Annotated in this window: 22 protein-coding genes and 1 pseudogene; 7 read left to right on the top strand and 16 right to left on the bottom strand. The window is 37.4% G+C overall.

The features are described from left to right. A pseudogene (locus tag BTHERMOSOX_RS05080) lies at window positions 1-424 on the top strand (IS1595 family transposase); the annotation flags it as partial. Window positions 425-431: 7 nt separating this feature from the next. Here BTHERMOSOX_RS05080 and BTHERMOSOX_RS05075 read toward each other — a convergent pair. Together BTHERMOSOX_RS05075 and BTHERMOSOX_RS05070 are read right to left on the bottom strand one after the other, a co-directional pair. Beyond that, entirely contained in the window at window positions 432-611 is a 180-nt protein-coding gene (locus tag BTHERMOSOX_RS05075) for a hypothetical protein (RefSeq protein ID WP_138120042.1), read from the bottom strand. 112 nt (window positions 612-723) lie between these two features. Next, window positions 724-1,077: a tetratricopeptide repeat protein gene (locus BTHERMOSOX_RS05070; RefSeq protein WP_138120041.1), complete on the bottom strand. Its 354-nt coding sequence runs from the start codon at window positions 1,075-1,077 to the stop codon at window positions 724-726. Window positions 1,078-1,313: 236 nt separating this feature from the next. Between BTHERMOSOX_RS05070 and BTHERMOSOX_RS05065 the strand changes: the two genes are divergently transcribed. Continuing rightward, a complete protein-coding gene (locus tag BTHERMOSOX_RS05065; RefSeq protein WP_138120040.1) occupies window positions 1,314-3,185 on the top strand; it encodes an NAD+ synthase in 1,872 nt (623 codons plus the stop codon). Here the strand turns inward: BTHERMOSOX_RS05065 and BTHERMOSOX_RS05060 are convergent. The 7 genes from BTHERMOSOX_RS05060 to BTHERMOSOX_RS05030 form a co-directional block, all read right to left on the bottom strand. Continuing rightward, the gene (locus tag BTHERMOSOX_RS05060) at window positions 3,160-3,858 is read right to left on the bottom strand and encodes a glutathione S-transferase (protein WP_138120039.1); all 699 of its coding nucleotides are present in this window, start codon (window positions 3,856-3,858) and stop codon (window positions 3,160-3,162) included. The genes BTHERMOSOX_RS05065 and BTHERMOSOX_RS05060 overlap by 26 nt on opposite strands. A gap of 13 nt (window positions 3,859-3,871) precedes the next feature. Further along, window positions 3,872-5,161: an aminodeoxychorismate synthase component I gene (locus tag BTHERMOSOX_RS05055; RefSeq protein WP_138120038.1), complete on the bottom strand. Its 1,290-nt coding sequence runs from the start codon at window positions 5,159-5,161 to the stop codon at window positions 3,872-3,874. An 8-nt stretch (window positions 5,162-5,169) separates the two neighbouring features. After that, window positions 5,170-5,847 carry a tetratricopeptide repeat protein gene (locus tag BTHERMOSOX_RS05050; protein WP_138120037.1) on the bottom strand — a complete coding sequence of 226 codons (678 nt, stop codon included), beginning with the start codon at window positions 5,845-5,847 and terminating at the stop codon, window positions 5,170-5,172. A gap of 6 nt (window positions 5,848-5,853) precedes the next feature. Beyond that, window positions 5,854-6,405 carry an OmpA family protein gene (locus BTHERMOSOX_RS05045; protein ID WP_138120036.1) on the bottom strand — a complete coding sequence of 184 codons (552 nt, stop codon included), beginning with the start codon at window positions 6,403-6,405 and terminating at the stop codon, window positions 5,854-5,856. Window positions 6,406-6,419: 14 nt separating this feature from the next. Then, window positions 6,420-7,694: a Tol-Pal system beta propeller repeat protein TolB gene (tolB, locus tag BTHERMOSOX_RS05040; protein ID WP_138120035.1), complete on the bottom strand. Its 1,275-nt coding sequence runs from the start codon at window positions 7,692-7,694 to the stop codon at window positions 6,420-6,422. Further along, entirely contained in the window at window positions 7,691-7,885 is a 195-nt protein-coding gene (iscX, locus tag BTHERMOSOX_RS05035; RefSeq protein ID WP_138120034.1) for a Fe-S cluster assembly protein IscX, read from the bottom strand. The genes tolB and iscX overlap by 4 nt, the downstream gene beginning before the upstream one ends. A gap of 70 nt (window positions 7,886-7,955) precedes the next feature. Next, the gene (locus BTHERMOSOX_RS05030; protein ID WP_138120032.1) at window positions 7,956-10,058 is read right to left on the bottom strand and encodes a RelA/SpoT family protein; all 2,103 of its coding nucleotides are present in this window, start codon (window positions 10,056-10,058) and stop codon (window positions 7,956-7,958) included. Window positions 10,059-10,104: 46 nt separating this feature from the next. Here BTHERMOSOX_RS05030 and BTHERMOSOX_RS05025 point away from each other — a divergent pair, with 46 nt between their 5' ends. Genes BTHERMOSOX_RS05025 through ssb form a run of 3 tightly spaced genes read left to right on the top strand, consistent with a single transcriptional unit; the run spans window position 10,105 to window position 12,591 of the window. Next, window positions 10,105-10,923, top strand: coding sequence for an outer membrane protein assembly factor BamD (locus tag BTHERMOSOX_RS05025; protein ID WP_346654941.1), 819 nt, complete (start codon window positions 10,105-10,107; stop codon window positions 10,921-10,923). Between the two features lie 15 nt (window positions 10,924-10,938). Next, entirely contained in the window at window positions 10,939-12,093 is a 1,155-nt protein-coding gene (locus BTHERMOSOX_RS05020) for an MFS transporter (protein WP_138120030.1), read from the top strand. Window positions 12,094-12,114: 21 nt separating this feature from the next. After that, complete coding sequence (gene ssb / locus BTHERMOSOX_RS05015; RefSeq protein WP_138120028.1) at window positions 12,115-12,591, top strand: single-stranded DNA-binding protein; 477 nt, start codon at window positions 12,115-12,117, stop codon at window positions 12,589-12,591. A 58-nt stretch (window positions 12,592-12,649) separates the two neighbouring features. Here the strand turns inward: ssb and BTHERMOSOX_RS05010 are convergent, their stop codons facing one another. Further along, on the bottom strand, window positions 12,650-12,895 hold the full coding sequence (locus BTHERMOSOX_RS05010; protein WP_138120026.1) for a hypothetical protein: 246 nt from the start codon (window positions 12,893-12,895) through the stop codon (window positions 12,650-12,652). A gap of 144 nt (window positions 12,896-13,039) precedes the next feature. On the opposite strand from BTHERMOSOX_RS05010, the gene BTHERMOSOX_RS05005 reads away from it, so the two are divergent. Continuing rightward, the gene (locus BTHERMOSOX_RS05005) at window positions 13,040-13,501 is read left to right on the top strand and encodes a YaiI/YqxD family protein (protein WP_138120024.1); all 462 of its coding nucleotides are present in this window, start codon (window positions 13,040-13,042) and stop codon (window positions 13,499-13,501) included. A 3-nt stretch (window positions 13,502-13,504) separates the two neighbouring features. Here the strand turns inward: BTHERMOSOX_RS05005 and BTHERMOSOX_RS05000 are convergent, their stop codons facing one another. The 6 genes from BTHERMOSOX_RS05000 to BTHERMOSOX_RS04975 all read right to left on the bottom strand — a co-directional run bounded on the left by BTHERMOSOX_RS05000 (window position 13,505) and on the right by BTHERMOSOX_RS04975 (window position 16,474). Further along, window positions 13,505-13,996: a hypothetical protein gene (locus tag BTHERMOSOX_RS05000; protein ID WP_138120022.1), complete on the bottom strand. Its 492-nt coding sequence runs from the start codon at window positions 13,994-13,996 to the stop codon at window positions 13,505-13,507. 117 nt (window positions 13,997-14,113) lie between these two features. Further along, a complete protein-coding gene (locus BTHERMOSOX_RS04995) occupies window positions 14,114-14,524 on the bottom strand; it encodes an HIT family protein (protein ID WP_138120020.1) in 411 nt (136 codons plus the stop codon). Between the two features lie 147 nt (window positions 14,525-14,671). Then, window positions 14,672-15,094: a hypothetical protein gene (locus BTHERMOSOX_RS04990; protein ID WP_138120018.1), complete on the bottom strand. Its 423-nt coding sequence runs from the start codon at window positions 15,092-15,094 to the stop codon at window positions 14,672-14,674. 23 nt (window positions 15,095-15,117) lie between these two features. Next, complete coding sequence (locus tag BTHERMOSOX_RS04985) at window positions 15,118-15,522, bottom strand: hypothetical protein (RefSeq protein ID WP_138120016.1); 405 nt, start codon at window positions 15,520-15,522, stop codon at window positions 15,118-15,120. 112 nt (window positions 15,523-15,634) lie between these two features. Further along, window positions 15,635-15,967, bottom strand: a complete 333-nt coding sequence (locus BTHERMOSOX_RS04980) for a hypothetical protein (RefSeq protein ID WP_212744628.1) — start codon at window positions 15,965-15,967, stop codon at window positions 15,635-15,637. Window positions 15,968-16,042: 75 nt separating this feature from the next. Then, window positions 16,043-16,474 (bottom strand): hypothetical protein, encoded by a 432-nt coding sequence (locus BTHERMOSOX_RS04975; RefSeq protein ID WP_138120014.1) that lies wholly within the window; start codon window positions 16,472-16,474, stop codon window positions 16,043-16,045. Between the two features lie 86 nt (window positions 16,475-16,560). Here BTHERMOSOX_RS04975 and metH point away from each other — a divergent pair. Next, on the top strand, window positions 16,561-20,117 hold a 3,557-nt coding region (gene metH / locus BTHERMOSOX_RS04970), incomplete at its 3' end, for a methionine synthase (protein WP_138120012.1).

Genomic DNA, 20,117 nt, shown 5'->3' with positions numbered 1-20,117 from the left:
GGCGCCTTAGGGAAAACCATTGTTTTTGGCTTGCTAAAAAGAGGTGATAAGGTTTATACTGAGATTGTTCCAAACTGCAAAAGTACTACCCTACAAAGGATTATCAAGGGTAAAACTAGTATTGAAAAGCGTCATTCATTCTGATGGTTGGCGAGGGTATAATGGTTTAGTAGATTTTGGCTATAAGAAGCATTTTAGAGTACATCATAGCAAGAATGAATTTGCTCGTGGTAATGCACATATTAACGGCATAGAATCATTTTGGGGTTATGCCAAAACAAGGCTGGTAAAATTTAAAGGAATGAATAAAAATATGTTTAATTTACACTTGAAAGAATGTGAATTTAGATTCAATAATCGCAAGCAAAATCTTTATAAGATTTTGCTTGAAATGTTCAGAAAAGAGTCGCTTAAGTTGTCATGACCCAAAATTAATGTTGCTTTTGGTAGAGTGCAACAAGACCTAGAAGTATAGTGACACTCATAATGATGCTTAAATGCTTAGAATCAACAATTGACGCATAACTTGTGTAAGCCAAGGCTAATGTTGTGCTTACCAACAAAGTAGCTAATAAAGCCAATATTGGCTTAATAAAAATAGATAATTTCATCAATCTATCCAATCAATGCCGCACTTAATGACATGATAACCATTGCTGATGAATGAATAATTGTGTGTAATGCTAAGTTCATTTTCTCCCTTAAAGAATAAATAGATTAATTTTAATGAATGGTTGTGCCAATTAATCGGTTAATGATTGATTGTGTTGAGCTTGAATTTTTTAACATTGCCTTAGCATACCATTTGTCTGCCAATTGCTCGTTTGCTTGTGTGCCTTCGCCTGTTAAGTAGGCATACCAAACATTAAATTGTGCTGGTAAATTACCTTGTTTAGCGGCTTTTTGGTACCAATAAAAAGCATTAGTTGGGTTCTTGACAACGCCCTTACCTTTTTGGAAGATATCAGCCAATTTGTATTGCGCTTCAGCATCGCCTAAATAGGCTTGTTGCTGGATCTTAACAGTATCAATTTTTAGTTTAGATTCCGCCAATAAATATGCATGCATCTGATTCATGATGTTTCCCTAATTTGTTATTAATTTAACTGAAATATACCTTGTTTTTAACCCTCTATATAGACTGATTTATAATAAAAATTAACTATATTAAAATTAATTAAAAATCAATTACTTATGTATATTTTATGTAATTTTTAACTTACAGTTATTTTTTAACTAATTAAAGTCTATTAAACTAGTGGTAATAATTAACTATAATAGGTAAAAAGTTCAAGTAATAACTGTATAAAAATATGGCAAATAAAACCAAAGATTATCTGGCTAAAGTGCGTAAGAAGACTGGCTTTTCAGACTACAAGATCTCTCAAGAATATGGCATTAACCAATCTAATTTAAGTAAATATAAATCAGGAAAATCCTCCCTTTCTGAAACTCATGCCTGGTTATTTGCCGATATTTTGAAACTCAACCCCGCTGAAGTAGTGGCTTATACCAAACTCGAAAGTGCAAAAATTAAAGGCGATAAATCAAAGGCTATATTTTGGCAGGAGCAGCTAGATAATCTTTCAACCACCACAGAGTCTATCAAAATTGATATTGCGCAAATTAACCCAACTGTTGGTGATTTAGACAACAATACTCAAAAAATTATCGATTTGAGCATTGAAGCTGCCAAACAAGAGTCTGATCTATTAGTATTTCCAGAATTAGCATTGGTTGGCTATCTGCCAGAAGATTTATTATTACGTCACGGTTTTATGCAGCAAGTTGAGAGAAAAATAAACTTAATTAAAAATAGCATTCCTGACGGCATTACAATTATTTTTGGTGCACCTTGCAAGCGAGGAAAAATTTTATACAACTCCGCCTATCTTATTCAAGATAATGAAATCCACACTTACCATAAGCAACAACTCCCTAATTACAGCGTCTTTGATGAAAAGCGCTATTTCACTGCTGGAAACAAACCTTTTATCTTTACCATTAAAGGTCAAAGATTAGGGCTACTAGTTTGTGCTGATATCTGGAATGCTGATACCGTTAGTGAAACAGTCAAGTACGGCGTGCAAACCATTGTTAGCATTAATGCTTCGCCTTTTCATACTGGCAAACACCAACAGCGCCTTGATGAGGTTACAAAACGCATACTAGAGAATCGAGTTGGATTTGTATATGCTAATTTAGTGGGTGGGCAAGATGAAATTGTTTTTGATGGCGGTTCATTTATCATGGATGCAAAGGCAAAAATCACCCATCAGCTACCCTTCTTTGAAGTGGCCAGCACATCATCAGCAACATTGGATACTACTGACAATAATAGCATTGAAAAAACTATTTATGATGCTTTGGTACTTGCAACCAAAGACTATATTAATAAAAATGGCGTCTTTAATGGTGTGGTCATCGGTCTATCGGGTGGTATTGATTCTGCACTAACGCTTGCCATTGCTGCCGATGCCATTGGTAGTGAGCATATTAAGGCCATTATGATGCCTTACACTTACACCTCAAACATAAGCCTTGAAGATGCCAAAGCACAAGCCAGCACTATGAATATTGACTACCATGAGATTGCTATTCACTCTATGATTGAAAATTTCAACACGCAGCTTAGTGGGTTGTTTAGTGGCATGAAAGCTGACACGACAGAAGAAAATCTACAAGCACGAGTGCGTGGCACCTTACTGATGGCCATTTCCAATAAGCTCGGAAAAATTGTTTTAACCACGGGTAATAAATCAGAAATGGCTGTGGGCTATGCAACGCTGTATGGTGACATGTCTGGTGGCTTTGCGCCACTTAAAGACGTCTCAAAAACCATGGTCTATCTATTGGCCAAATATCGCAACACTTTATCTTATATCATTCCCGGACGTGTGATTGATCGCGAGCCTTCTGCAGAGCTCGCACCTGATCAAGTTGATCAAGACTCACTGCCACCATACGATGAGCTTGATGGCATTCTAGAACTATTTGTAGAGCAACGACGCTCTATTGATTATATTGTCAAAATGGGTTTTGACAAACAGACGGTAACGCGCATTAGTCGATTGGTACTTAATAACGAATACAAGCGTAGACAAAGTGCACCTGGACCAAAAATTAGCAAAAATGCTTTTGGTAAAGAGCGTCGCTACCCTATGACTTCCAAATTTCAACCTTAATATTGCCAACTACATCAATTTCATCCTCTTGGATAATTTCTTGTTCTAATTGACCTTGTTTTATCCATTTTTCAATACAAGGTTGATTAATAACCTGATTAACATAGTTTTCGGAGTTAGTACTTAAACTGATATTGTAGCCATAAAACCTTAAAGCAATTGGGGCAAACATGGCATCAGCGATAGAATATGCTCCAAATAACCATGGACCATCTTGAGAGTATTTATCTCTACATAATTGCCAAAGTTGTTGAACCCTTGCAAGTTCAACTTGCGCCTGTGCACTTAATACAATTTTGTTAAACTTTTTAGCACAATTCATGGGTATCTCACTTCTAATTGCCATAAAACTAGAATGCATTTCACAACTGATTGAGCGTGCCAAGGCTTTTGCTTCTTTGTTAGCTGGATAGCCTGAATTATTTAAATAATTTTCAGATAAATACTCCAAAATAGCCAGCGAGTCCCAAATTTTATTACCATTATCAACCAGCACAGGAACTTTATCATCAGACAAGTATTCTCTCAATAAAGTTTTATCTTGTTGCTCAATCACTGCTTTTAGTGAAATATGCACCTCATCAAACTCAATTTGATTTTGCTGCATAAAAACCCAAGCTCTAAGCGACCAAGAGGAGTATTTTTTGTTACCAATAATTAACTGTAAAGCCATTTTCTACTCATTTTTAAAATACTTTTAGTATACCCTGCGCCTTGTGTAGGGTTTCTTCCAATTCACGCCTTGGTTCAGAGTCAAATACAATGCCAGCGCCAGCTCTAAAGCTTAAATTTTGACCTTGTTTGACCATGGTTCTGATTAAAATATTAAAATCTACCTTTCCATTATTACTGATATAGCCTAATGAGCCAGTATAAGCCTCTCTAGCTTCACCTTCCAATTCAGAAATAATCTCCATGCAGCGAATTTTAGGGCAGCCTGTAATTGTGCCTCCTGGAAATAAAGCGCGAACCAATTGATCAATATTGGTTGAATGTTTCAACTTACCTTTGATGTTTGACACAATATGATGCACATAAGGATAAGTCTCTAATGTCATCACTTCATTGATCTCAATACTACCGTACTCACACACCCTGCCCAAGTCATTGCGCTCAAGATCAAGCAACATAATGTGCTCAGCTTGCTCTTTAGGATGGTTGATCAAGCGTTGTTTTAAAGCTTCATCGTTCTCGCCCTGACCACGTGGATGTGTACCGGCAATGGGCCTAGTTTCTATGATGTTACCATCAACACTAAATAAACGTTCAGGCGAAGAAGAAATGATACTAAACTTTTCAAATTGGGCCAGCGCTGAGAATGGTGCGGGGTTTGATTTTTTTAAACTACTATAAAGCTGTGTAGCTGAGCAATCTTGTTTTAATGTGTAATTCCAAGCTCGTGATAAATTCACCTGAAATACATCTCCAGCCTTAATGTAGTTTTTAATCTTTCCAACACCTGATAAAAACTTATCATCCGCTTCGCAACTCAATTTCCCCGAAAAATCAGTCAATACAGTAGGTTTTATTTTTTTAATGTCTTCTAATATTTTATCAATTCTAAGTTGATTATTTTCCTCATCAATTAGGTACGTTTTATTCAGCTGATGATCAATAATTATCGCACTAGGTGTTTTGACTGCAATAGCAATTGGTAGATTACTATCATGGGTGTGCTTAGCAAGTGTTGGCTCAATTTGGCCAATCAGTTCATAAGCTAAGTAGACAAACCAACCACCTGTAAATGGTAAATGTTGATGGCTTTTATTATTAGGTAAGACGTTATCCGAAAGCTCTGTTAGAAAGTCAAATTCTGATAATTTGTTAAGCGCTATCTCTTGTTGAGGGTGTGCAAATAATATCGAATAACGATTGTTATCATTGTGATTAACACTTTCTAGTAGAAATGGATAGCGATGCTTATTAAGTTGACACAAGCCATCCAAAACAACGTCCGGAATCTCTAAAACATTCATTTTAATTTTTACTGATAAGTCTCGTTATTATCTAACTTTTTAGGTGTAATCTTGCTTAACAATTGCTTAGCTCGATTAATTGAATTATGTGACGGGAACTTCAACAACATACTGTTCAATAGTTTTTCAGCTTTTTTAGTTTGCTTAAGCTCTACATACACCCTGGCGAGCTCAAATAACGAATTTGAATATTTATGATGTAACGGACTACCTTGCTGAAAAGTCAAAAAAGTATGCTTTGCTTGCTGATAGTCACCCATAGCTAAATAAGACTTGGCCAGCCAATAATGTGCATCTGAAGCATGATTTTTGTCAGGATAAATATCTAAATATTGCTTAAAAAATACAATGGCTTGATCGTATTGATCAGCGACCAATAAAGAGCGAGCATTGGTATAAATTTTTTTAGCTTTTTGATTGTGCTCGCGTACACACATCATGGTTTTCTCAACTACAACACTGGATTTTTTATACTCCATCAGATTGAATAATTCGGCAATTTTTTGACTACTTTCTTGTTGCTTTTGCTCTAGTTGCTCAATTTTGCCAACTAACGCTTTATTTTTACGCACCAACTTCTTAATCTTTTTATTATGATCCATGATCACTTTGTCGGTATTAATACCAGCAGAAGCTGGCTGATAAGCAAATACAGCCAGAAAAATTATGAGTGAAAGACGTTGCATTACTATCTATTGATAAATAAATTCAACACGCCTGTTCTTTTCCCAGGCACTTTCATTATGTGTTTGCACAATTGGCATCTCTTCACCAAAGCTAATCACCTCTACACGCGAACTAAGGTCGTACAAGCCCAGCACCTCTTTAACCGCTAAAGCTCGATTTTCACCCAAAGCAAGATTATATTCACGAGTGCCGCGCTCATCCGCATGCCCTTCTAGGCGTAGATTAAGGCTTGGGTTGTCACGCATAAAGTTCGCATGCAAAATAATTTGCTTAGTTGCCACTTCATTTATCTCACTGCCATCGTAAGAAAAATACAAAACAAATGATACACCTGTGCTTTTTAGTTCAGAAGTCACTGTATGAACTACGCTGTTTTTAACTGTGTAATTACCACCATATTCTTGCGACTCAAAACGAGAGGTATCTGCTACTACAATACTCTCTTCAGTATTAATAACACTTGGTTTTGGCGCTACTTTTTGATACAACTCTTCAATTACTGCTGAACAAGAGGATAAAAGCACAGTAGCTGTGATTAATGAGGCAATTTTTAACATAGTAACTCCTGATTTTATTTAGAATAATGAGACCAATTCGGCTCTCTAACTTCACCAGTTTTACTGGTAAGCTCAAAGGTTTGACGACCTAAGATTGAAACAACTGACAACACGCCCATATCACCTTTGTTAGTAGCAAAGATAATCATGCCGCCGTTTGGCGAAAAGAAAGGTGACTCATCTAGCTTGTTATCAGTGATAACGATTAAATCTTTAGTGGCAATATCCAGCAAGGCAATGCGATAATCTCGATCAACCCGATGCACTAAAGCCAGACTTTTTCCATCAGGTGAAAATACCGCTTTAGCGTTGTAACTACCTTCAAAGGTTGCTCGCTTGATCGTATTTGTTTTTAGATGTTTGATATACACTTGCACTTGACCTGAGCGATTAGAGGTAAAGGCAATGCGTTCACCATCAGGTGAATAGCTTGCTTCAGTGTCAATACCTACATCCTTGGTTAAACGGGTTAATTTTTCATCTTTCAGATGATACGAGTAAATATCCTTATTGCCATCTTTTGAAAGTGTCATGATAATACTTTCGCCATTTGGATGCCAGGCAGGTGCTGATGCAATGCCATTAAAATAAGGCAATTTTTGTGTTTTACGACGCATAAATGGGTACTGAATAAATACCTCAGAGCGGCCGTTTTTAAACGACACATAGGCAATTTTATTTTGATCTGGCGACCAAACTGGCGATAAAATCGGGCTTGCTGCTCTAAAAATAGTTTGTGGGTTCTGTGTATCAGAATCTGAAATCTCCAAGCGATATTCACGTTTTCCATCACCCTTGTTAGTAACAGTAACATAAGCTAAGCGCGTATCAAATGAGCCTTTCTCACCCAATAAGGCAAAATAAATCTGATCAGATAAATAATGAGTAATACGCCTAATACCACTATTATGAACAGCAAACTTTTTAGCATATAACGTTTTTCTTGTATAAGTGTCAATCAGTTCGATTTCAACATTAAAGATTTTCTTGCTGACTTGCTCAAGCTTGCCAATAACAATGGCTTCAATTTTTTTAGCCTGCCATTTTTCAAAATCAATCTCGCTGCTAATAATATGTTCAGCACTTGAGGCGTTAAATTCACCTGAGCGATTAAAGTTATCACGCATGATCTGAGCAATCGCTTCTCCTTGCCTGGCATCACCTTTGACAGTAAATGGAGAAATAACAATTGGGAATGCATTTTCATCTTGTTTTAAGATGGTTACTTCTAGTACGGCAAATGCAATAGTGGCATAAAGTGCTAAAAAAATAGCAGCTAGTTTTCTCATTCTCTCTCTTCGATCCAATTCATTTGAATAGCTTCAAGAATTTTTTCACCTGATTTTTCGCCGTCATCATCAAATTCTTCTAACGCCATCACCATTTCTCTTAAATCAACAAAACCAACTGTTAAAGGGTTTGTATCTGGATGCATTTCATCTAATGCCATGGCAATATCTAATGAGTCTGTCCATTTCATAAAAAATACCTATAGAATAATTAACCTAATTTTAACCAAATAGCGTTAAACCATGTGTCATTTTAACAACTTAAAATCGATGCGCATTTTGAACAAATTTTAGCGCTTTCAAGGCTTTTGTTACTGCTTGTAAATGGTATGCATCTGCCACACTAATAACCAAATCTAAGGATTTAATTGAATTATCTTTTTCGTGAACTTCAATATGCTCAATATTGCTTTCCAACTTAGCAACAACATTAGCAATGGAGGCTAGTGTACCTCGCTGATTGTCCACATCAACAGTTAGCTTAACTTCAAAAGTTTCATTACCATCAGATTCCCAATCGACAGATAACCACTGTGCACGTTTCTCTTTAACACGAATAAAATTCGCACAATCAGTTCGATGCATAACCATGCCTTTTGATATGGTTAAGATGCCGGCTACTTTATCACCAGGAATAGGATAACAACAACGTGCAAAGCTAATTGCTTTATCATGAGTGGTATTAATCTTAATCTTTTGCATCATCTGCTGATCATCACCATACTGTAATTTATTCAGCACAACTGAGACTAAAATTTCACTCAAACCGATACGAAAATGCAAATCGTCTACCGAATCACAACCTAACTCATTAAGACAAGCTTTCCATTTATCACTATCAATACTACTCATGTCGATATTTTGATAATCAAATGCGTTGGACAATAAATACTCACCCAAACGAATTAGCTCAGTTGCGGATTGTGACTTAAGATATATCTTAATAGCGGATTTAGCCTTAGCAGTAACCACCATTTGCAACCAAGATGGATGTGGCTTAGCTTTATCATTAGTAATAATTTCTACTGTTTGACCAGAGCGCAATTGCGTTGAAATCGAAGCGCTAATTTGGTCAATTCTAGCTTTCATTGCTCGATGACCAACATTGGTATGCACCATATAGGCAAAATCGAGCGCCGTAGATCGATATGGCAACTGTATAATATCACCTCCAGGGGTAAATACAAATACTTCTGAAGGAAATAAATCATTCTTGGTTTCTTCTAAAAACTCTATCGAAGTGCCAGAGTTTTGCTGAATATCAAGCAAAGATCCAAGCCAACTACTCGCTAATTCAGAATCGCTATCTGAATCACTCTTATAATGCCAGTGTGCTGCAATGCCGTATTCGGAGACAAAGTGCATGTCCTCTGAACGAATCTGAATTTCAATAAAGATTTTATTTGGACCGAATAAAATAGTATGCAATGATTGATAACCATTAGATTTTTCTAAAGCCACATAGTCTTTAAATTTACCTGGCAAAGGTTTGTACAAATTATGAATAATACCTAACGCTTGATAACACTGAGCAACATCACTTACAATTACCCTAAAAGCATACATATCAAGCACCTGAGCAAACCTCAAATGCTTATTTTTCATCTTTTTATAGATACTACAGGGTTGCTTGCGTCGACCACTAATATTAACATCTGGTAAGCCTTCTTGCTGCAGGCGAACATTAAGCTGCTCTTGAATATGGCCAATTACCTTAGTTCGACTGCCACATTGTTTTTTAATCTGACTAATTAATACTCGATGACGAAAAGGATGAATAGCCTTAAAACACAGGTTGTCTAACTCAACTCTAATACTGTTCAAACCCAACCTTCTAGCAATTGGCGCATGTATCTCAGCGGTTTCTTTGGCAATTCGAAGTTGTTTATCTCGTCTCATCGAGCCTAGGGTGCGCATATTATGTAAGCGATCGGCAAGTTTGATTACCATAACGCGCATGTCGTCACTCATGGCTAAAAATAATTTACGGAAATTTTGTGCTTGCTTATCAATATTGGTATGAAATTCTAAACCCGTTAGTTTTGAAACACCTTCAACAATGTGTGCAATTTCATAGCCAAAATCATACTTAATCTCTTCATAAGTAACACTAGTATCTTCAATACAATCATGTAGTATTGCAGCAACAATACAATAATAGTCAAGTTGCAACTCAGCCAAAATCATCGCCACTGAAAGTGGATGAAATACATAGGCTTCGCCTGACTTTCGATATTGACCATCATGTGCTGTTGCAGCAATAATATACGCTTGATATACGCCTTTCACTTGGGATTTAGGCATGTACTTTTCAAGCACATCACATAGCTCGCTAATTAGAATTCTTGGACTATCTTTTGACATTTAATTGAGGTTAAATTTTGGATTAAGTTTTGCCATTATAATACTTATGCATCAGTATAATGATGTGCATATTTATAATCAATTTACACGCCAATCCATGAAAAAACTTATTCTTATTCTGCCTTTACTAACTTTATTTTTAAATGGTTGCTTCTGGGAGGAAGAGAAAAAACGTGAATCAATCACCAAAGGCTGGTCACCAAAAACCTTCTTCACCCAGGCAAAAGATCAGATTTCTGCCGGATCCATGGATAAAGCCATTGAGTTATTTGAGCAATTACAGGCAGCTTATCCAAGCTCTAAGTACGCACTACAATCCAAGCTTGAAATCGCTTATGCGCTTTATAAAAATGAAGATTACGATCAAGCTATTGATCGCTTAAATAGCTATATCAAGCTATATCCTGATCACCTCTCTACTCCATATGCCTATTATTTACGTGGTGTTATTTCAGAAGACAAATCCCGATCAATCCTAGATGACTATATTACTGACAACGCTCAGCGTGACGTAAATTCAGTACGTGATGCGTTTAATTACTACTTGGTATTAATCGATAAATTTCCTAAAACTGAGTACACTGAAGAAGCTAAAACCCGTTTAGTAATTTTAAGAAACATTCTATCTCGTCATGAATTATTTGTTGCTATTTACTATACAAAAAAAGGTGCTAATATTGCTGCAATTAATCGTAGCAAATACATCATTGAAAAATACCCGAACACGCCCTCTGTACCTGCAGCACTGCATTTAATGGCACACAACTACGATATCATCAATACACCAATATTGGCCAAAGATACGCGTCGCGTACTTAAAAATAGCTACCCGCTATACACACCACATTACACACTAGAAGACTAACTCAGCCCCTCGTCAATGACTAAAATAGAGCGAGGCTTTGCACTAAAAATATCTTTAATCATGACAACCCGTATGCTCGGTCTGTTCATGATTTTTCCGATTTTTTCAGTCTATGCTGATCATTATGAAAGTGTGACGCCACTTTATATTGGTCTTGCTATTGGTGCTTACGGACTAACCCAGGCTTTTTTTCAAATACCATTTGGCTACCTATCAGACAAATACGGTCGCAAGCCTTTACTTGTATTGGGCCTTGTTATTTTCTTTATCGGTAGTATTGTTGCCGCTAATGCTACTGATATCTACCAAGTGGTTGCCGGTAGAGCTCTACAAGGCGCTGGTGCAATTTCTGCCGTTCTAATGGCATTTTTAGCTGACTATGTCAGTGAAGAAGAGCGCCCTAAAGCGAATGCTTTTGTTGGTGTGCAAATTGGCATGGCATTTATGCTAGCCTTACTATTAGGCCCAATTATTGGTCATCAGTTTGGTATATCAGGCATGTTCTGGATCATTGCAGCACTATCAATTGTGGCACTAATTATTGTTACAACATTGCCAAATGCCAAACCCATAAAACAATACAAACTCTCCGTTGCTAATTTAAAAAAAATTCTAACAACTGATTTACTAAGATTAGATTTTAGTATTTTTGCACTACATTTAATCTTAACCAGTTCTTTTATTGCAATACCAATTTTCCTGGTCGATAACAACATCCTTAGTATTCAAGATAACTGGCAAATATACTTGCCTATTATCATGCTGTCATTCCTAGGCATGATCCCAATGATTATTGTTGCCACCAAGTATCAAAAAACAAAAACAGTTTTTTTACTTTCAATTTTTATACTAGCATTCAGTCAAATCCTATTTTATAAAAGTGAGTTAAATTATACGACATTTTTTGTGATCTTGACCTTATTTTTTATTGCTTTTAACGCACTAGAAGCCCTGCTACCATCACTAATTGCCAAAACTGCAAGCAGCAGCAAGCGCGGACTGGCAATGGGTTTTTATTCTAGTTCGCAATTCTTTGGTGCATTTGTTGGTGGTGTAATCGGCGGATGGATTTACAACAATTTTGGTTTGAATAGTGTATTCTTATTCACCACATTTACTGCAATTATCTGGTGGCTAATCGCCCTAAGTATGCGCACTGAAAAACATTAATTATTAACGGGAGAAAATTCAATGGCAGGCATTAATAAAGTAATTTTAGTAGGTAACTTAGGTCAAAAACCAGAGGTTAAATACGCATCTAACGGCAATGCAATTGCAAATCTTTCGGTGGCAACAAGTGAGTCTTGGATGGATAAAAATACTGGTCAAAAACAAGAAAAAACTGAATGGCACCGCGTTAGTTTATTTGGAAAATTAGCAGAAATTGCCGGCCAATATTTAGACAAAGGCTCTAAGGTTTACGTCGAAGGTAAATTGCAAACTCGTAAATGGCAAGATAAATCTGGTGCTGATCGTTACACCACTGAAATAGTCGTTTCAGGTTTTAACGGTACATTGCAAATGCTAGATCGTCGTGATGGCCCTAGTGCTGGTACGCCGCAACAAGCTGGTGGACAACAAGCGCCAAATGCACCTCGCGTGCAAGCCCCAACTCAAGATCCAATTACACCAGTTGACAACGGCTTTGATGATGATATTCCATTCTAGAACTTAGAAAGACCCAATAAAAACCTGCTAACGTGGGTTTTTTTTCGACCTTTAAAATCTAAACCCTCTTAAGGCCATGGTTATACATTCTTAGCATGCCTTTAAGTCCATTGCCATTTAGCTTAGACCAAGACTGAACAACTTGTTGATAACCCTTATGCCAAGGTTGAAATGCTTCAGTGCCAATTTTGGCTTGTGTATGTATAGATTGCGTATAATCTTTAGCCAATGTTTGCACTGCTATTGAAGTGCCGGAGGCTGACAATGTTTCTGTGACGGCCGTTAATATACTTTTAAGTTTCATACCAACTCCTTTTACAATGTACTTGTCTTTTACTATACACCTCATCAACAATAGATTCAACAAGTATCGAAATACATTGAAGTCACACGATGAACATCAGATGGGATAATCATCTTAGCTAATTATTTTTTTGATTGATTATTTATGAATGATATAGAATCAGCACAAATCTGGATCGATGCAGACTCCTGCCCTGTTGCTATTAAAGAAATCTTATTTAAGGCTGCTGATCGCACACAAACCCAAATCACGCTAGTAGCTAATCATGCTTTGCACCTACCGCCCTCTCGTTATTTAAGTTTTATTCAAGTGCCAGCAGGATTTGATGTTGCTGATAATGAAATCGTTAAACGACTAAACTCAGGGGATTTAGTAGTTACCAGCGACATCCCCCTGGCAGATGAGGTGATTACCAAAGGTGCAACAGCATTAAGCCCAAGAGGTGAATTGTTTAACGCCAATAATATTAAGTCAAAGCTTAGTATGCGTGATTTTATGGATGTGATTCGATCAAGCGGTGTGCAAACTGGCGGTCCGTCACCTTTAAGCCAAGCTGACCGACAAAACTTTGCTAACCACTTAGATCGATGGTTCAATCAGAACTAAAGACTAGCGCCAAGTTGGCTTCATGTACATGCCAGGTGTTGCTTCTTCAGCCATAATCTTACCTGGCTCCATCATTCTACGAATACCCTGATCCATCCCAGGCATCATAAATGATGATGACTGAGGTTGGCGAACTTGTTGTTGAGGTATGCCCGGATTAAATGGCATCATATTCATGCCACCAAAAGATTGTACTGGTTGAGCTTGACGACTGGATGCACCATCCATAGGCCATGGTATAGGATTATAAGCGTAGCGCTGTCTTGGTGCTGCGTATCGAGAATTAGAATATCTAGGCTGGTTATAAGCTTGAATACCCCATGGCATAGAATTACCATTAAACTGCTGCATTTGTGTTTGTGGTTGAGCAAAATTCTGCCCGCCAAATGATGACATCATCGATGTTGGATCACCAAAATTAGCATTAGCCATTGTGCCAACAACTAGCGTCAACCCAATACAAGTTTTCAAAAAACCAGTCTTTATTTGTTTCATGTCTCTCTCCTCAAGCGTTAATAAAAAGTATGAAATTGAACTATACACTGAGATTAAACCATTCACAAGCTAAAAAAATAGTATTTTTTTTAATTTTATAATAACAAATCGGTTAAGTTATTTTTCTTTCTTGACCTTATCTCTAGCATCCCAATAGTTAGCTTTGTCTTTCAAAATCCAACGAACACCGCCTTTAGGATTTTCAACGTCACCTTTGTATCTTGGAATTAAATGCACGTGTAAATGCTTAACACTTTGCCCTGCCGCTTCACCATTATTAACACCGATATTGTAAGCGTCTGGCTCAAACTCCTTGTCTAAAATCAGCTTGGCTTTTTGCACAGCAATACCAATAGCCAAAAGCTCAGCTTCTGTGGCTTCAAAATAAGTAGCAAAATGGCGTTTTGGGATAACCAGTGTATGGCCTGGAGATGCGGGAAAATTATCAATAAATGTCAGCGTTAAATCACATTTACCGATAATTCTTTCTTGATTTTTTAATTTACAAAATAAACATTCTGCACTCATGTTGTTAGCCTAGATTAAAAATAGATAATTTGGACAATAATTTTACCTCAATCAAACATCTGATGTTTGCATGCTTGTTTTTAAAATCCTGCTTTTTGAGCGAAAAAAAGTCGGCCATAGGCCGACTCTTCAATAAACAACTAAAAACTACTTAGTTGTTTCTGGTGCTACGTTTGTTTCAGCTGTTGTTGGGATTATTTGGTTGTAACCATAGTTCCAAGGTGCGCTGTTCATGTTCATAGGGCCAAAAGAATTTGAACCTGTATCCATGTTGAACGGCTGACCATTGCCGCCATTGTTAAATGGGCTCATATTTGAATCCATTTTCATTGGACCGAAGCTATTACCATTGTTCCAAGGTACGTTGTTGAAGTTACCGTTGTTCATTGGTATATTCTGACTCCAGCCATTATTGTTCCAAGAGCCATTATTCATGTTGCCAAAATTGCCACCATTACTCCATGGTGTATTACTACCAAAGTTCATTGGATCGTTACTGTTCCAGTTATTACTAAAAGCAGAAGCGCTAAGTGTTACTGTCATTAATGTTAATGCGATAATTTTTTTCATTATATTTCCTTATTTGGTTAGTTTTATTTTGTTGTTGGTTGAACCGATCTATTGGTGTTGTTCCATGGGCCGTTATTCATAGGTCCAAAAGAATTATTTCGGAAGTTAAAAGGCTGTGAATTGCCCCACGGACCTTGATTCCAGTTACGATTTTGCGTTGGGCTGTAATTATTACTCCATGGTCTTTGATTATTGAAGTTGTTGTTATTACTCCAAGGCGTGTTGTTTGAATCAAACTCATCCATCATGTCGTCCATCTCTTCGCTAAACCAATCTGGTGTAAACATTGAGTGTGGGTTGTGAGCAATAAAACCATTGTTACTATTACCGCCATTGTTCCAGCCGTTATTACTCCACGGACCACTGCCAAAGTTTGCAGATGCATTAAGTGCTACTATCATTAATGATACTGATACCATTTTTTTCATTTCCTCTCCCCTTATTATTTTAATAATAGCTTTTAATTATAAACCACTTCTAGTTTTTAATAGACGAAAAAAAACCAGCAACTTGTACTGGTTTTTTTAAACTAGCTAAAACTTACTTAGTTGGTGCAACAGGTGTCTGTGTGCGGTTCCAAGGGCTGTTAAAGTTATTGTATGGGTTATTATAACCACCATAGTTATTGTTATTCCAACCGTTATTGCTGTTATTGAATTCATCATCAAATTCATCTACCATGTTTGACATTTCTTCCATGTACCAACGTGGATCCCAGTAATCGTATGGATTGTAACCAAACATACCGTTATCATCTTGGTAGCCGTTGTTGTTATAACCATTGGTGTTATTCCATGGCATATCGTTGCTGTTAAAAAATGCGTTTGCACTAAGAGAGGCTACTACCAATATCATTGTTAAAAGTTTTTTCATTTGTCTTATCTCCATATCTAAATTATTGTTAAGAAACTATATTATAACATGATAATATAAAATGACAAGCTTTAATTAAAACCTGCGGCCCTGGGGTCTTCTTGGCTCAATAAAATTATAATTAGCTGGATATGGGCTTGGCAACTCATTTAACTGCGATGAAGATATGCTATTCGGATTAGAAAAGGACATTGCTGCAGGTGTCATATAACTAGGCTTTGGCATATTTTGAGATTCGGCCTGAAATGCTTGATCAGGAGTTGGCATTTTCGACATATTAAACTTTGAAGCACCAACGTTATAAGGGTGATTGTTATAAGGATAGCCGTAATTAGAATTATGTTTATCACCAAACATATCGCTATCTGTTGCCTTTTTCATCCAAAACATCGGTGTCCAAGCTGGCCAATCGTTATTTTTATAATCAGAGCCATAACTATTAAAATCTAAAAATGCCTGTGCGTTAATACTGCTAATCAGCAATCCAGTTAATAATATCTTTTTCATGAGTATCCTTGTTTGTAATTAAGGCCTATTATAAAGCTGAATTTATGACACATGGACACTTATACCCTTTGGGTATAATATGGCGTATGAGTACAAAACAGACATTACAAAGCCTTTTAAAGCAACGAATTTTAGTGCTAGATGGCGCTATGGGTACCATGATTCAAAGGCATAAGTTTAGTGAAGAAAAGTATCGTGGCGAACGCTTTAAAGATTGGCATATTTTGGTTCAAGGCAACAACGATCTTTTATCATTAACTCAGCCAAAAATTATTCAAGACATTCATCGCTCTTATTTAGAAGTGGGTGCAGATATTGTTGAGACCAATACTTTTAATGCCACTCAAACTTCCATGTCTGATTACAAGATGGAAGAATTCGCTTATGAAATTAATGTTGAAAGTGCGCGCTTAGCTAAAGCGGCTTGTGATGAATTTTCAACTAAAGATAAGCCTCGCTTTGTTGCGGGCGTTATTGGCCCCACATCTCGTACTTGTTCGTTATCACCCGATGTAAATGATCCTGGTTTTAGGAATGTCACCTTTGATGAATTGGTTGACGTTTACATGGAGTCAACTCGCGGCTTAATCGAGGGCGGTTCAGATATTATTCTAATTGAAACTATCTTTGACACACTTAACGCTAAAGCGGCTATTTTTGCCGTACAGCAAGTGTTTGAAGATGACAACGTTGAATTGCCAATTATGATCTCAGGCACTATTACTGATGCTTCTGGCCGTACACTTTCAGGACAAATGACCGAAGCATTCTACAACTCTTTACGTCATGCCGATCCTATTTCTATTGGTCTTAACTGTGCACTAGGCCCTGATTTATTACGTCAATATGTGGCTGAACTTTCACGTGTAGCTAATACTTATGTGTCAGCCCATCCAAATGCTGGCTTACCTAATGAGTTTGGTGAATATGATCTAGGTGCCATCACCATGAGTGAGCAAGTTGGCGAATGGGGAACTTCTGGCTTAGTAAATATTTTAGGTGGTTGCTGTGGCTCCACACCTGAACATATTAAATGCATTGCTGATGCGGTTAAGGGTGTTAGTCCTCGAAAAATTCCTGACATCAAACCAGAGTGTCGCCTATCAGGCCTAGAAGCCTTTAATATTGACAATGACTCTTTATTTGTAAATGTTGGTGAGCGCGCTAACGTAACCGGATCTGCCAAATTTAAACGCCTAATTCTTAATGAAGAGTTTGAGGAGGCGCTAGATATTTGTCGTGCGCAAGTAGAGGATGGCGCCCAAATTGTTGATATCAATATGGACGAAGGTATGCTGGATGGCAAAGCAGCCATGGTTCGCTTTATGAACCTCATTGCCTCTGAGCCAGATATTTGCAAAGTACCACTAATGGTAGATTCATCCAAGTGGGAGATTATTGAAGCTGGCCTTAAATGCACACAAGGTAAGGCGGTTGTTAACTCAATCTCACTGAAAGAAGGTAAGGAAAACTTTGTTAAGTATGCCAAACTTTGTAAGCGCTATGGTGCGGCAATTATTGTAATGGCTTTTGATGAAGTTGGTCAAGCTGATACGCAAGAACGAAAAGTTGAAATCTGTACGGATGCTTATAACATTCTAGTTAATGAAGTCGACTTTCCACCAGAAGACATTATTTTTGACCCAAATATCTTTGCAATTGCAACTGGTATTGAAGAGCACAATAACTACGGTGTAGACTTTATCGAAGCCACACGTGAGATCACCAAAAACCTACCTTATGCAAAAATATCCGGTGGTGTGTCTAACGTATCATTCTCATTTAGAGGCAATAATCCAGTACGTGAAGCCATTCACTCGGTGTTTTTATATCATGCAGTGAAAGCTGGCATGACCATGGGGATTGTTAATGCTGGTCAATTGGTGATTTATGATGACATTGATCCTGAGCTTAAAAAAGCTGTGGAGGATGTAGTACTTAATAGTGATGCACAAGCAGGTGAACACCTAGTAGATATCGCTGGAAAATTCTCTGGTACGGGCGAACAAAAAGAAAACCCTAGAGATTTAGAATGGCGAACGTGGTCTGTTGAAAAACGCTTACAGCATGCTTTGGTTAAGGGTATTACCAAATTTATTGACGAAGATACCCAAGAAGCTTATGACAAACTTGGTCGTCCTATTTTAGTCATTGAAGGCCCGTTAATGGATGGTATGAATATAGTCGGTGATTTATTTGGTGCTGGCAAGATGTTTTTACCTCAAGTGGTTAAATCCGCGCGAGTGATGAAAAAATCAGTAGCTTATTTGGATCCGTACCTAGAAGCAGAAAAAGAAGATTGCGCCTCAACCTCACAAGGCAAAATTTTAATGGCAACCGTTAAAGGCGACGTACATGATATTGGTAAAAATATCGTTGGCGTGGTGCTGTCTTGTAATAATTACGAAATTATTGATTTGGGTGTAATGGTGCCAACCGAAACTATTTTAGAAACTGCCAAAAGAGAAAATGTAGACATTATCGGTTTATCTGGCCTAATTACCCCGTCGCTTGATGAAATGGTATTTGTTGCCAAAGAGATGACGCGTCAAGGCTTTGCTTTGCCACTGATGATTGGTGGCGCAACCACCTCCAAAGCACACACAGCGGTTAAGATTGAACCAGAGTATGACAAAGGTGTATTCTACGTACAAGATGCCTCTAAAGCAGTTGGTGTCGCTTCTAAATTACTCTCTGCTAAAGCCAAGCCAAAACTGTTAGCCGAAGTTACAGAAGCCTATGAAGAAGTAAGGCGACGTCGCGCCAACAAAGGTAAGAGTAAATTAGTCTCTATGGAGAATGCTCGAGCCAACAAGCCAAAGCTAAAATTTGATACCATTACCACGCCAAATCAAATCGGCGTACTAGTCTTTAAGAATTATAATTTAGCTGAAATTTTTGAATACATTGACTGGGTGCCGTTTTTCCGCACTTGGGAGCTTGCAGGTAAATTCCCTGATATCTTAACTGATGAAGTTGTGGGTGAATCAGCTTCAGAGCTGTACAAAGATGCTCAAGACATGTTTGAAAAAGTCATTGATGAAAAACTCTTACAAGCCAATGCAGTTGTAGGCGTTTTTCCTGCCAATAGTGTCAATGAAGATATTGAACTGTATGATGATAATGGTGATGTATTAATGACACTAAATCATTTGCGTCAACAACTTGATAAAAAAGGCAACACACCTAATTTCTGTTTAAGTGATTTTATCGCCCCTAAAGATACTAATATTCAAGACTATATGGGTGCATTTGCGGTTACCGCAGGTATTAACATCGACCCTTTGGTTGAAGCTTATGAAGCTGATCATGATGATTACAACTCAATTATGATTAAAGCAGTGGCTGACCGTTTAGCCGAAGCTTTTGCTGAAATGATGCATTATAAATTCCGTACTGAAATTTGGGGATATAGCGATGAAGACTTTAATAATGATGAATTTATTGAAGAAAAATACCGTGGTATTCGCCCTGCCCCTGGCTACCCTGCTTGCCCCGAGCACAGTGAAAAAGACAAGATTTGGGAATTACTCGATGTTGAAAAAAATATCGGTATGACGCTCACTAGCTCGTATGCAATGCTGCCAACAGCAAGCGTTAGTGGCTGGTATTTTGCCCATCCTCAATCTCGATTTTTTGGTGT

The organism is Bathymodiolus heckerae thiotrophic gill symbiont, assembly GCF_900128515.1.
Lineage (GTDB): Bacteria > Pseudomonadota > Gammaproteobacteria > PS1 > Pseudothioglobaceae > Thioglobus_A.
This window is presented reverse-complemented; position numbering and strand designations above follow the sequence as displayed.

Coding starts and splice junctions, on each gene's coding strand:
- BTHERMOSOX_RS05020 (WP_138120030.1), top strand. CDS start 10,939: ATGACTAAAATAGAGCGAGGCTTTGCACTAAAAATATCTTTAATCATG.
- BTHERMOSOX_RS04985 (WP_138120016.1), bottom strand. CDS start 15,522: ATGAAAAAAATGGTATCAGTATCATTAATGATAGTAGCACTTAATGCA.
- BTHERMOSOX_RS04980 (WP_212744628.1), bottom strand. CDS start 15,967: ATGAAAAAACTTTTAACAATGATATTGGTAGTAGCCTCTCTTAGTGCA.
- BTHERMOSOX_RS05065 (WP_138120040.1), top strand. CDS start 1,314: ATGGCAAATAAAACCAAAGATTATCTGGCTAAAGTGCGTAAGAAGACT.
- BTHERMOSOX_RS05005 (WP_138120024.1), top strand. CDS start 13,040: ATGAATGATATAGAATCAGCACAAATCTGGATCGATGCAGACTCCTGC.
- ssb (WP_138120028.1), top strand. CDS start 12,115: ATGGCAGGCATTAATAAAGTAATTTTAGTAGGTAACTTAGGTCAAAAA.
- BTHERMOSOX_RS05025 (WP_346654941.1), top strand. CDS start 10,105: ATGCATCAGTATAATGATGTGCATATTTATAATCAATTTACACGCCAA.
- BTHERMOSOX_RS05000 (WP_138120022.1), bottom strand. CDS start 13,996: ATGAAACAAATAAAGACTGGTTTTTTGAAAACTTGTATTGGGTTGACG.
- BTHERMOSOX_RS05070 (WP_138120041.1), bottom strand. CDS start 1,077: ATGAATCAGATGCATGCATATTTATTGGCGGAATCTAAACTAAAAATT.
- BTHERMOSOX_RS05010 (WP_138120026.1), bottom strand. CDS start 12,895: ATGAAACTTAAAAGTATATTAACGGCCGTCACAGAAACATTGTCAGCC.
- BTHERMOSOX_RS04990 (WP_138120018.1), bottom strand. CDS start 15,094: ATGAAAAAAATTATCGCATTAACATTAATGACAGTAACACTTAGCGCT.
- iscX (WP_138120034.1), bottom strand. CDS start 7,885: ATGAAATGGACAGACTCATTAGATATTGCCATGGCATTAGATGAAATG.
- BTHERMOSOX_RS04975 (WP_138120014.1), bottom strand. CDS start 16,474: ATGAAAAAGATATTATTAACTGGATTGCTGATTAGCAGTATTAACGCA.
- tolB (WP_138120035.1), bottom strand. CDS start 7,694: ATGAGAAAACTAGCTGCTATTTTTTTAGCACTTTATGCCACTATTGCA.
- BTHERMOSOX_RS05030 (WP_138120032.1), bottom strand. CDS start 10,058: ATGTCAAAAGATAGTCCAAGAATTCTAATTAGCGAGCTATGTGATGTG.
- BTHERMOSOX_RS05055 (WP_138120038.1), bottom strand. CDS start 5,161: ATGAATGTTTTAGAGATTCCGGACGTTGTTTTGGATGGCTTGTGTCAA.
- BTHERMOSOX_RS05045 (WP_138120036.1), bottom strand. CDS start 6,405: ATGTTAAAAATTGCCTCATTAATCACAGCTACTGTGCTTTTATCCTCT.
- BTHERMOSOX_RS05060 (WP_138120039.1), bottom strand. CDS start 3,858: ATGGCTTTACAGTTAATTATTGGTAACAAAAAATACTCCTCTTGGTCG.
- BTHERMOSOX_RS04995 (WP_138120020.1), bottom strand. CDS start 14,524: ATGAGTGCAGAATGTTTATTTTGTAAATTAAAAAATCAAGAAAGAATT.
- BTHERMOSOX_RS05075 (WP_138120042.1), bottom strand. CDS start 611: ATGAAATTATCTATTTTTATTAAGCCAATATTGGCTTTATTAGCTACT.
- BTHERMOSOX_RS05050 (WP_138120037.1), bottom strand. CDS start 5,847: ATGCAACGTCTTTCACTCATAATTTTTCTGGCTGTATTTGCTTATCAG.